Origin of the sequence: Neolewinella lacunae (genome assembly GCF_014349155.1) — a bacterium.
Lineage (GTDB): Bacteria > Bacteroidota > Bacteroidia > Chitinophagales > Saprospiraceae > Neolewinella > Neolewinella lacunae.
The window spans coordinates 115029-126836 of record NZ_JACSIT010000149.1; the positions used below are offsets into that span (position 1 = coordinate 115029).

8 protein-coding genes are annotated in these 11808 nt (G+C 58.6%); 3 read left to right on the forward strand and 5 right to left on the reverse strand.

Annotation, left to right across the window (positions count from 1 at the left end; all coding sequences use genetic code 11):
• The first annotated feature begins 17 nt into the window (after positions 1–17).
• Positions 18–1151: a 4-hydroxyphenylpyruvate dioxygenase gene (hppD, locus tag H9S92_RS18505; RefSeq protein WP_187468185.1), complete on the forward strand. Its 1134-nt coding sequence runs from the start codon at positions 18–20 to the stop codon at positions 1149–1151.
• Positions 1152–1397: 246 nt separating this feature from the next.
• Here hppD and H9S92_RS18510 read toward each other — a convergent pair whose 3' ends face one another.
• The 5 genes from H9S92_RS18510 to pyrE all read right to left on the reverse strand — a co-directional run bounded on the left by H9S92_RS18510 (position 1398) and on the right by pyrE (position 7670).
• Positions 1398–3938 (reverse strand): BamA/OMP85 family outer membrane protein, encoded by a 2541-nt coding sequence (locus H9S92_RS18510; protein ID WP_187468186.1) that lies wholly within the window; start codon positions 3936–3938, stop codon positions 1398–1400.
• Positions 3939–4048: 110 nt separating this feature from the next.
• Positions 4049–4792: an isoprenyl transferase gene (locus H9S92_RS18515; protein WP_187468187.1), complete on the reverse strand. Its 744-nt coding sequence runs from the start codon at positions 4790–4792 to the stop codon at positions 4049–4051.
• A 43-nt stretch (positions 4793–4835) separates the two neighbouring features.
• Positions 4836–5768: a UbiA prenyltransferase family protein gene (locus H9S92_RS18520; protein WP_187468188.1), complete on the reverse strand. Its 933-nt coding sequence runs from the start codon at positions 5766–5768 to the stop codon at positions 4836–4838.
• A 10-nt stretch (positions 5769–5778) separates the two neighbouring features.
• Positions 5779–6858 (reverse strand): M42 family metallopeptidase, encoded by a 1080-nt coding sequence (locus H9S92_RS18525; protein WP_187468189.1) that lies wholly within the window; start codon positions 6856–6858, stop codon positions 5779–5781.
• A gap of 161 nt (positions 6859–7019) precedes the next feature.
• Positions 7020–7670 carry an orotate phosphoribosyltransferase gene (gene pyrE, locus H9S92_RS18530; protein ID WP_187468190.1) on the reverse strand — a complete coding sequence of 217 codons (651 nt, stop codon included), beginning with the start codon at positions 7668–7670 and terminating at the stop codon, positions 7020–7022.
• Positions 7671–7764: 94 nt separating this feature from the next.
• Here pyrE and H9S92_RS18535 point away from each other — a divergent pair, with 94 nt between their 5' ends.
• Together H9S92_RS18535 and H9S92_RS18540 are read left to right on the forward strand one after the other, a co-directional pair.
• Positions 7765–8409, forward strand: a complete 645-nt coding sequence (locus H9S92_RS18535) for an NUDIX hydrolase (protein ID WP_187468191.1) — start codon at positions 7765–7767, stop codon at positions 8407–8409.
• A gap of 541 nt (positions 8410–8950) precedes the next feature.
• On the forward strand, positions 8951–11808 hold a 2858-nt coding region (locus tag H9S92_RS18540; RefSeq protein WP_320055170.1), incomplete at its 3' end, for an SdrD B-like domain-containing protein.

Sequence of the window (11808 nt, forward strand, 5' to 3'; positions counted from 1 at the left end):
CAACAAAAAAAATAATCATGTCTACCCTGACTTCCGCTCCCGCTGCGTCTGCCCCCGTTCAAGAAGATACTTTTCCCTTGCTGGGGACGGACTACGTTGAACTTTTCGTTGGCAATTCCCGCCAGGCCGCGCTGTATTACCAGTCTGCCATGGGTTTTCAGCCCCTGGCCTACGCTGGCCTGAGTACGGGGGTGAAAGACCGTGAAAGCTACGTGGTGGTGCAAGACAAGATCCGCCTGGTGCTCACCAGCCCCTTGCGCGGGGGCACGGAGATTGGCAGGCTGCACGACCAGCACGGGGATACCGTCCGTTGCGTTGCCCTGTGGGTGGATGACGCCGCAAAGGCCTTCCATACCGCCGTTGAACGCGGAGCCGAGCCCGTGCAGGAACCCTACTCTTCGGAAGACGAGCACGGCACCTGCGTCCGCGCCCGCATCCAAAGCTTCGGCGATACGGTTCACGAATTCGTCGAGCGCAAAAACTACAACGGTCCATTCCTGCCCGGCTACCAGGCCTGGAGCCCCAGCTACCGCCCCGCCCCCGTCGGCCTCAAATTCATTGACCACATGGTGAGCAACGTCGCCCTGGGCGAGATGAACAAGTGGGTGAACTGGTACGCCGACGTAATGGGCTTCAAACAACTGATCAGTTTTGACGACAAAGACATCAGCACCCAGTACACGGCGCTGATGAGCAAGGTGATGAGCAATGGCAACGGACGGGTAAAATTCCCGATCAACGAGCCCGCGCCCGGCCTGAAGAAGAGCCAAATCGACGAATACCTTGAGTTCCACGGCGGCCCCGGCATCCAGCACATTGCGGTGGCTACCGACGATATCGTCAGCACCGTGACGGCGTTGCGCGACCGCGGCATTGAGTTTTTGCGGGTGCCCACCACTTACTACGATACGCTCCTCGACCGCGTCGGGCACATCGATGAAGACCTCGAACCCCTGCGCGAGTTGGGCATTCTGGTGGACCGCGACGACGAGGGTTACCTGCTGCAAATTTTCACCAAGCCCGTACAGCCCCGGCCGACGGTCTTCTTCGAGATCATCCAGCGCAAAGGGGCCACCAGTTTCGGCAAGGGCAACTTCAAGGCACTCTTCGAGGCCATTGAGCGGGAACAGGAATTGCGCGGGACGCTGTAAACGCCTTTTGCGCAATGATGCAACCGGGGGTTCGTGCGTATTTATTTGCGCGGCCGCAGGTGCAAAGCAGGGTAGAATAGCTAGGAACGAAGGACCGTTTTACCCGGAAGCCGGGCCGTCGCTCCTCAAGTACGGCCCGGCTTTTGGTGGTTCAACAATAGCTTAGAACCGCTGGCGCATAAAAAACGCTCCCGTTGAAGCAATTCAACGGGAGCGTTTTTTGTTGCGCTGATGGGCTACCCGGCCTTATTCCGGCTCGAAGCCCAGGATGATGTTGAACGTCGATGGCTTGGCCTGCGGATTGGCGTCCAGGTCTTTGTCGAATCCGTATCCCCAGTCGAAGCCCAGCGTACCGAACATGGGCAGGAACACGCGGGCACCGAAGCCGACGGAGCGCCTGAGGTCGAAGGGGTTGAAGTCGCGGGCGTTTCTCCAGGCGTTGCCCCCCTGGGCGAAGGCCAGCACGAAGATGGTGCTGGAGGGGTTGAGGCTGAGCGGGTAGCGGAGCTCCATGGTGTACTTGCTGAAGATGGGCGTGGCCACTTCCCGGCTGCCCCCGTTGACGTTGATGGCGTTGTTGGGCAGGTCAGTGGTTTCGTAGCCCCGCAGGCTGATGATGTCTACGCCAGCAAACTGGAACTGCTGGTTGTTGATGCCGTCTCCGCCCAACTGGAAGCGTTCGAATGGTGCCACGCCGATGTCGTTGTCGTAAGCCCCGAGGAAGCCGATTTTGGCCTGGGTTTTGAGGACCAGTTTACCAACGATGGGCGTGTACCAGTCGGCATTAAGGCGCCACTTGTGGTATTCGAGATAACGGAAGCGTTCCTGGATGTCGGAGAGTTTCTCCGGATCGTCGTCGACCAGGCCCAGGCTGCGGTAGGGTGGGGTGAGCTTGACGGTAAGTTCGATGTTGGAGCCCTGCTTGGGGAAGATGGGGTCGGTAGCCGTGGTACGCGCCAGGGTAAACTGGAAGCTGAAGTTGTTGAAGCGGCCGGTGGTTACGGGGATGCCATCGTCGGTGGTAAACAACTGCCCCCACTGGTCGAGGATCAGCTTTTGCAGGTTGAGGCCGCCGCGGAGTACGAAGTTGTCATCGGGCCAACGCAGGCGGGTGCCGAAGCTGACGGCGCCCTGCTGGATGATGAGTTTGCGGGGAACGGTGGAGGTGCCCAGATCGTACTTGTTGTAGAAACCGGAAACCGTCAGGGAGGTCGGGCGCTTGCCGCCGAGCCAGGGTTCGGTCAGGCTGGCGTTGTAACTCTGGAAGAAGCGGCCGTTGGTTTGGGCGCGGAGCGAGAGGCGCTGCCCGTCTCCCTGGGGCAGGGGGTGCCAGGCTTCCTTGTTGAAGAGATTCCGGAGGCTGAAGTTATTGAAGGTTACCCCCAGCGTGCCAATGATGCCCTGGCGTCCTCCCCAGCCCGCGCTGAGTTCAAGCTGGTCGCTGGGCTTTTCCTCCACGGTGTACTTGATGTCTACCGTGCCACGATCCGGGTTCACTGGCGTATCAATGCCCAGGGTTTCCTGGTTGAAGTAGCCCAGGCCGATGATCTGCCGCTGGCTGCGGATGATGTCCGAACGGCTGAACTTCTGCCCCGGGCGGGTGAACACTTCGCGGCGGATGACGTGCTCGTGGGTACGGTCGTTGCCCTCAATGGTCACCTTATCGATGGTGGCCTGGGGGCCCTCAAAGATGCGCATCTCCACGTCAATGGAATCCCCTTCGATGGCCACCTCGATGGGGTCGACGTTGAAAAAGAGGTAGCCATTGTCCATGTAAAGGGAAGACACATCGGCGTTGTCCTGGCTAAAGCTCAGGCGGCTTTGCAGTTCCTCCTCGTTGAAGACGTCGCCTTTTTCGATGGCCAGCACCTGGCTCAGGGTGGCATCATCGTAAATGGAGTTCCCCTTCCAGGTGATGTTGCGGAAGTAGTACTGGTTGCCCTCGTTGAGGTAGATGTCGACGATGAGCTCGCCCTCTTCGTTGCGGTAGACGCTGTCGCGCAGCACCCGGGCATCACGATAACCTTCGGTGTTGTAGTAGGCAATTACACTTTCCTTATCCGTGGCGTATTCTTCGGGGCGGAATTTAGAGCTCTTCAGGAAGCGGCCCTTCTGGCTCGTTTCCTTCATCTTTTTGCGCAGCTTCTTGTCCTTAATGGCCTCGTTGCCAATGAAATTGATTTCTTCGATTTTGACGCGCTCGCCGCGGTCAACGTCAAAAACGAGGCGTACCGAATTGGCGCGGCTGGTGTCGTTGATTTCTTCCACCTGCACGCGGGTATCGAGGTAGCCTTTTTCCACGAAAAATTCCCTTACCCCTTCGGCGGCGTTGACTTTCGCGTCTTCGGTAACGATGCCGCCACGGACGATGAAGGTGTTGATCACCTCATTCAGGTCTTCGTGGTAACCCTGTTTGACGCCCTCGTAGCTGTGGCGCAAAAAGCGGGGCCGCTCCTCAACGCGGATGACCAGAAAGATCACATCACCAATGGTTTTCTCCTGCTCGATGGAGACGTTGGTGAACAAGCGCAGGCGCCAAAGATTTTTGATCGCGCGGGGAATGTCTGGCCCGGGAATGCGAATTTTTTTGCCCACCTCCAGGCCAGTGACTCCGATGACGGCGTTCTGCTCTGCGAAAAAGGCACCAACTACCGTGATGGCCCCGATTTCGTACTCCTGGGGGGTACCGTAATCGAATACGGGCAGGTTGAGCGAATCCGTCTGTGCCGTGGCCGTGGCGGCCAACAACAAGGTAAAAAAGGACAGGAGTAAAATGCGTAGTTTCATTCGTCGCTTGGTTTGCGGGCCCCGGCAGGGAGTCGAGAAGAGGCAGGGGCAGCCTGACCGAAGCCAGGACGGGATAAAAGACAATGCCTGGAGGCACTTGGTTGGTTGGGTCAGGTGAGTTGGTCGCTGGTTTTGCCGAAGCGGCGTTCCCGGTGCTGAAAGTCCAGCAGCGCAGCGTAGAGATCTGGTTTACGGAACTCGGGCCAGAAGACGGGACTGAAGTAGAACTCGGCGTAGGCCGCCTGCCACAGAAAGAAGTTGCTCAGGCGGTGCTCGCCGCTGGTGCGGATGATGAGTTCGGGGTCGGGGAATTCGTGGGTACTCAGCCGGAAGCTGATGGCCTGCTCGTCGATCAAAGCAGGATCGAGTTGGCCGTTGGCGATTTCCGTACCGATTTGCCGGACGGCCTGCGTCAGGTCCCACTTCCCACTGTAGTTGAGCGCCAGGATCAATTGCATCCCCTTGTTTCCGGCCGTTTGGGCAATGCCGTAGGCCAGCGCATTGCGGGTTGCCTCGGGAAGCTGGCTGACGTCCCCCACCGCCCGCAGGCGAATGTCGTTTTTCAGCAAAGTTTCCATCTCCGAGCCGATCGTGTCCACCAGCAACTGCATCAGGGCACCGACTTCCACTTCGGGGCGGCTCCAGTTTTCGGTGCTGAAAGCGTACAAGGAAAGGCAGTCGATGCCCAGCTCTGCACAGCCTTCCACCGTAGCGCGTACGGCTTCCACGGCACTGTGGTGGCCAAAGACCCGTGGCTTACCTTGGCCCTGGGCCCAGCGGCCGTTTCCGTCCATGATCACCCCAACGTGGTGCGGCAGGCGGCGCTCATCAATTTGCTCCAGTAGATCACTCATAGGCTTAGCGCCCGCAAAGGTACATTTATTCAGGCGCTTATTGTTAGCCGGCAATACCCAACTGCAGGCAAAGTGCGTAGACGACGGGCGGTGCCAGCAAAAGGCCGTTCACTACCACTGCGTACCAGTCTTCGCTGACCCGGGCGTAGGTAAGCCGGGCCACCGGTAGCATCGCCAGGTAAACCAGGCCCAGGACCAGATCAGCCACCCGGGGCAACCCCGTAAGCAGGCCAAGGACGCCACTGGCCGTCAGCGCCCCGTACGTCAGCCAACGGTGGACGCCCGGTGCGGCATTGGCCACCGTCCGCACCCCCTGCGCCCGGTCCAGTTCCACGTCCCGCAGGTCAAACAAGAGCGCTACGGCCAGGACAAAGAGAAAGCGCACGAGAAACTCCAGGCCAAACTGACCCGAGAGCATGGCCTCAGTTTGCTCCCTCCCCGCCACGGTTGCCAATACCGCACCGGGCAAGGCCACGGTCATGATCGCCCAGGCTCCCGCTACCCAGATTACTTTGACGTAGGGCAAGTCCCGCAATCGCCGCCAGCCCGGCCAGGGAGGCGTCAGGTAAAACACCGTCATCGGCAAGGCCAACAGCAACCAGGGCCAGGCCGCTGCGTAATCATCCGCACCCAGTACCAGCGCCAGGGCCAAACTGCCCGCTCCCACCAGCAGACAAATCTGCGGATGCCGCCGGACCAGACCATACCGGCGGGCGGTCAGCAACTGCTTCGCCCGAAAAAAACTCAGGTAGCGGTGCAACGTATACACGCCCAGGGTAGCGCAGAAGACCACCGTGCAAACGACGGGGTAGCCCGACGCATGTTCCGCCCCGAACGAGCGGTGCAAACTCAGCCAGGTAAGTCCTGCAGCGGCCAGGGCAATCCAGAGGTGACCGTAAAAAAGCCAGTAAAAAACACCGTTCCCCCGGCGGCGCAGCCAGCGGCCGAAGACCGATGCTCCGTTTTGCTTCGCCACCCGCCTGCGGCTAAACGTCGAAGTACTTGAAACTCATGCCAGGCTCAATCACTTGCAAGGTTTCGTAGATCAGCTTGATGACGTTTTCGACGTCGTCTTTGTGGGCCATCTCCACGGTGGTGTGCATGTACCGCAGGGGCAGACTGATGAGGGCCGAGGCCACTCCGCCGTTGGAATAAGCGAACGCATCGGTATCCGTACCCGTTGCCCGGCTGCTGGCTTCGCGCTGGATGGTGATCTCTTTGGCCGCCGCCGTATCGATGATCATCTTCAGCAACTTGTTGTGGACCGCCGGAGCGTAAGTTACGCTGGGGCCGCCCCCGGCCTTGATGTCGCCCTCTTTCTTTTTGCTCAGCAGGGGCGTGCCCGTATCGTGGGTGACGTCAGTGACGATCGCCACGTGGGGCTTGATGCGCTGGGCAATCATTTCGGCACCACGCAGGCCAACTTCCTCCTGTACGGAGTTGACTATATATAAGGTATAGCCTAGGTCGATGTTGTTTTCCCTGATCAGGCGGGCCACTTCCGCGATGCAGAATCCCCCCATGCGGTTATCGAGGGCGCGGCCGCAGTAGTAGCGGTCGTTGATCACCTCCAGCTCGTCGGGGTAAGTAATGACGGAGCCCACGTGAATGCCCATAGCGAGCACTTCATCCTTGGTGTTGGCGCCCACGTCAATGAAGATATTCTCAATCTGGGGGACCAGTTTAGACTCCTCTCCCCGGCGGGTATGGATGGCGGGCCAGCCGAAGACGCCGCGTACGGGGCCCTTGTCTCCGTGGATGAGCACGCGCTTGGAGGGCGCAATCTGGTGGTCACTGCCGCCGTTGCGGATGACGCTGATGAAACCGTTGTCGCTGATGTAGTGGACAAACCAGCTGATCTCGTCAGCGTGTCCTTCGATCACCACGCGGTAATCCTGACCCGGGTTGATGACGCCGTAGGCCGTGCCGTAGGTGTCCAACCCTACTTCATCGACGAAGGGGCGGATGTACTCCAGCCACAGTTTCTGACCGGCCGCTTCAAACCCCGTGGGGGAAGCATTATTGAGGTACTGGTGAAGAAAGGTTTCCGACGCTTTGGTAATCATATTAGTGTGCTAGGGGCGCATGAATGGGCAAGGTAAACTTTTGCCACGGAGTAATAAGGATGAAAAATGGCGGGTCCGGTGCGAGCAATTGGGCGCGGCCGCAGGTGCCGGGGAGAAGACTCCCCCCAACCCCCAAAGGGGGAGAGCGGGGGAGGGTACGCTCAGGCTTGGCGTGCGGCGGAGAAGGCATCGCTCCAGGCGCGGGGATCGCTGGCCCACTCGGTGAGCGCCTCAGCTTCGGCCTTGGCAATTTGTCCTTCGCGGGCGGCCTCGGCCAGGAGGCTGCTGTAGTTGCTCAGGGTGGCCAGGGGGACGTCTGCCTGCTCGAAGGCGCGTACGGCGGCCGGGAACTCGTAGCTGAAAATGGCGAGGGCCCCGATGGCCTCTCCTCCGGCAGCGCGCAGGGCGGCAATGGCCTGCAGCGCCGAACCGCCGGTGGAGATCAGGTCTTCCACCACCAGGTAACGCTGTCCGGGCTCGATTCGGCCTTCAATTTGGTTTTGCTGTCCGTGTTCCTTCGCTTTGGAACGGATGTAAACGAAGGGGAGCCCCAGGCGGTCGGCCAACAGTGCGCCGTGGGGGATGCCGGCCGTAGCGACTCCCGCAATGCCTTCAATACCGGGAAACTGCCCAGCGAGTTCTACCAGGCCAGCCACCACTTCGGTCCGCACGGTAGGATAAGAAAGCAAAACCCGGTTATCGCAGTAGATGGGGGAACGCAACCCGCTCGCCCAGGTGAAGGGTTCCGAAGGCTGTAGTTTTACGGCCCCGGCTTCCAGTAGGCGGCGGGCAATCAGGCTGGCGGTAGACATAAGCTCGTTGGTTCAAATAGAAACTTTTGGTGGGTTGGGTCAGGATTGCCGGAAAAGCCTCCTAACTTGCGACCCGCCCTGAAAAGCGCCGCAAATGTACGAAATCTACGTTAACGACCGTCCCCTTACCTTGCTCTCCCAGGCGGAACACCGCACCTGCGGCAGCGCCCTGCACGTTCCCGACCCGGCAACTCACCTGCTCGCCCAGTATTCCGGTAAACCCCGGACCATCCTGCAGTACGTGGACATGCTGGAAAAGGCGAGCCCGAAAGTGACCTCGGTGGCCTTGGTGGCACCGGATGTGGAGCAACTCTGGCAAGACCTGCAGACTCACTTTCGTTGGGTGCCCGCCGCCGGTGGCCTGGTCCGCCAAGCCCAGACGGATCAGCATCTTTTCATCTTCCGCCGGGGCTCCTGGGATTTGCCGAAGGGAAAAATTGACCCTGGCGAGACGCCCCCGCAGGCCGCAATCCGGGAGGTGTCCGAAGAGACTGGCTTGCAGCAACTCGAGCTGGGCGAGGCACTCCCTACTACCTACCACACCTACCGTAATGGCAAGGAAAAACGAATCCTCAAGCCCACTTACTGGTTCCGGATGACGAGCGCCGGGACGGCTCTAACCCCGCAGGCGGAGGAAGATATTGAACGGGCTGAGTGGCGCAGCATTGGGGAAGTTTTGGCGGACCCAGGGCAGCTTTACGCCAGTTTGCGTCGCCTCCTGGAGCAGGTAAATGGGTGAATGAGGGGAAGCGCAGCAAGCCTTGCAACCAGACTCAAGCGTGTTTTAACGTACACATTTTAAAGAAAAAATAGCCAAGTGATACACCTTGTTATGTACTCACCCTATATTTGTCACGCCGCCTAAGTGATTTGGGGCGGTTGTTCTTGTTTTTTCTCATGTTCAGACCTAAAATAGATCATAGTCTTAGTGAATGAGGGTACTGATGCGCAGTTCATCTAAGGGTGCTCACGCGCATTCTGTCCTGTTTCCTTTTCCCGGCTTTTCTGTTCGTTTTTAGGTTTCAACTTGAAACTACTGCCCGCCTAGGCTGTAGGATTTTTTTACAATCTCTTATGAAAAATAGACTCCGGGACCTGCAAGGTCCTTACCTGGCGACAAGCTACCACTGTACCTCGTATCCCCAATTGACAGGGAATTTCTGCCGTCTTTCCGCACCGGAGAGCGGTTTTCTTCGTCTGGTTCGCCCGGTCTAGTTCTGAAAAATATATCGATTTTTTCTTTGCCTCACGGATCTCCGAATCCTAGTAATCGACTACTCATGAAAAATAACTTTTCTCTATTCAGCAGTAATTGGGGTGCTTTCCTGTTCCTGTTTTTTGCCCTGTGTCTTGGTCAGCCGCTCGCTGCACAAGTTTCGATTACGGCGTCGGCCAGTTGTACTGGGGCGGCGGGTGTAGCCGCAACGGAGAATACCTATTTCATTGAGGTGACTAACGTTACTAACCCGACGGGTGCCCTGCCGACCACCTTCCAGGTGAGTATTGCTGGGGTCACGTTGACGTTTGACCCAGCGAATCCTTCGCCGCTGATCTTTGGTCCTTACTCCCACAGTGGGGTAGGGGGCGCGGTCCAGGTGGTGGAAGCTTTGGACGTAGCAAACGGTGGCCCGCTGGGCTTTGAGGAAGTCCCGGAAATTCTCTGTGGTGTCCGTCCGGATGGCGGGCAGGCCTCCGGCGGTTTCTGCATGCTGACTACGGACCCCAGTGTGCCGTCTGGGGCGATTCTGGCGCAGTCTGCTCCGGGCACCTTCATGGCAGGTGGTACGAGTGGGCAGGTGCAAGCCTACGTTTTGGTGGATGCGGCTGGTTTTATTGTTCAGTCGAACCTCACGGGTCTGTTCACGGGCTTGCCCAGTGATGTTTTTCAGGTATACGCGGTGAACTACCGGGATACGGAGCCCCTGGATGAATTTCTGATTCCCGGCGAGGCTTTTGCTCCGGTACTCGATGGCGTCAACGCTACCCAGGGTGATAGCCCGTTGGATGGTGCCTGTTATACGGTCTGTAACACCGACCCCCCGATTACGGTCCCGGTGAACTGTATGAGCATTGGCTCTACGGTGTTTACCGATCTGGATGATGACGCGATGTTTGAACCCGGAGCGGGCGAGCTGGGCATTGGTGGTATTACCGTGCAGTTGTATACGGCCTCTTTAGCTGGCACCCCCGATGTGCTGGTGGGTACTACGACGACTACTCCGGCGGGTGATTACTTTTTCGGAGGCCTGCCTGAAGGGATGTACATAGTGGTTATTCCATCGACGCCTACTGGTTTCCCACTTAGCTCAACTGACCCCGTAGCGCCGACAGATGCTACTGGAGACGATATGGACAGCGGTATCCAACTGCTGCCGGGCGGATCGGTTTCCAGCCCCGTCATTACGCTGACCGCCCAAACGGAACCGGTGGGGCCCGACGAGGCTGGCCAGGGCAGCACCCAGGATGATAATGTGGTCACTGCCACCAGCACCAGCGATGATGACGCCAACGGCGACATGACGGTGGATTTTGGATTTGCACCTGCGATGAGCCTTGGCTCTACCGTCTTTTATGATGTAGACAACAGTGGTGACCAAGATCTTGCCAACCCACTGGAGGGTGGCATCGCTGGCATCACCGTTGAGTTGTACGCAGCTGGGGACGTTCCGGGAACGGACACGCCCATTGCCAGTACGATGACGGATGCCGAGGGTAATTACCTTTTTGAAAACCTTCCTCCGGGCTCCTACCTAGTCGCTGCGGTAGCTGGTACCGAAGCGCCCATCTCTTCTACGGGTGCGGCGGTAAGTACCGACCCCAATGACGATGTGGACGGCAACAGCGACGGTTCTGCTACCACTACGGCCGGACAGTACGCCAGCAGTGGTACTGTTACGCTAACCTATAATATGGAGCCAGGTATGGCGGCAGAAACTTTCCAGGGTGGATCCCAGGATGATGCCGACGATATAAATGGCAATATGACGGTGGACTTTGGCTTCGTCCCCACGGGAAGTGTGGGCTCGACGGTCTTCTATGATATGAACGACGATGGTATCCAAGCGGGTCCTTCTGAGGTTGGTATTCCAGGAGTGACTGTTCAGTTGTTCGCCGACCTTGATAACAACGGTAGCGCTGAAACACTGGTAGGAACTACTACTACGGATAATGAAGGCAATTACTTCTTTGGCAACCTGCCGGATGGAGACTACCAGTTGGTAATCCCCACCGCGCCCGGTGGTGCTGAACTCAGCTCCACCACCACCCCCACGGGCGAAGGGAACGACAACGGTATTCAGGGGGCTGCGGGTGCCCCCACCACTTCACCAGTGTTCACCCTGACGGCGGGAATTCAACCCACTGACGAACCTGGCCAAGGAGGTGATCAGGATGTTGACGCTGGCTTCCCTGATGCGAACGGTAACATGACCTACGACTTTGGTTTCGTTCCCATGATGAGCATCGGCTCCACGGTGTTCTACGACGCAGACAACAGCGGTGACCAGGACCTGGCTAACCCGCTGGAATACGGCATCGCCGGTGTCACGGTGAACCTGTACTTCGATGCGGACAACAATCCGGCAACGGCTCCTGTCCTGATCGAGACGACGACCACGGACGCCGACGGCAACTACTTCTTCGGTAACCTGGCCCCTGGTAACTACCAGGTGGGAGCCATTGCGTTGGCTGGCTCACCGGTATCCTCTACGGGTGCCGCCGTCAGCACGACCCCGAACGATGACACGGACGGCAACAGTGATGGCAGTGCCACTACGGCGACTGGCCAGGAATCACTTTCTGGCGTAGTGACCTTGGTTCCCGGCACGGAGCCCCAGGGCGGCGACGAGGCTGGCCAGGGCGGCGAGCAGGATGACACGGCTCCGCAGACGGATGGCAACGGCAATATGACCGTTGACTTCGGCTTCATCCCCACGAACAGCGTAGGTAGCACGGTCTTCTACGATATGAATGGCAACGGACAGCAAGATGGCCCCAACGATGTAGCAGCTCCTGGCGTAGTAGTCGAATTGTACGTTGATGCCGACGGTGACGGTACGCCGGAAACCCTGGTGGGCAGTGATGTAACGGACGCCGACGGCAGCTACTTCTTCCCGAACCTGCCGAACGGGACTTACCA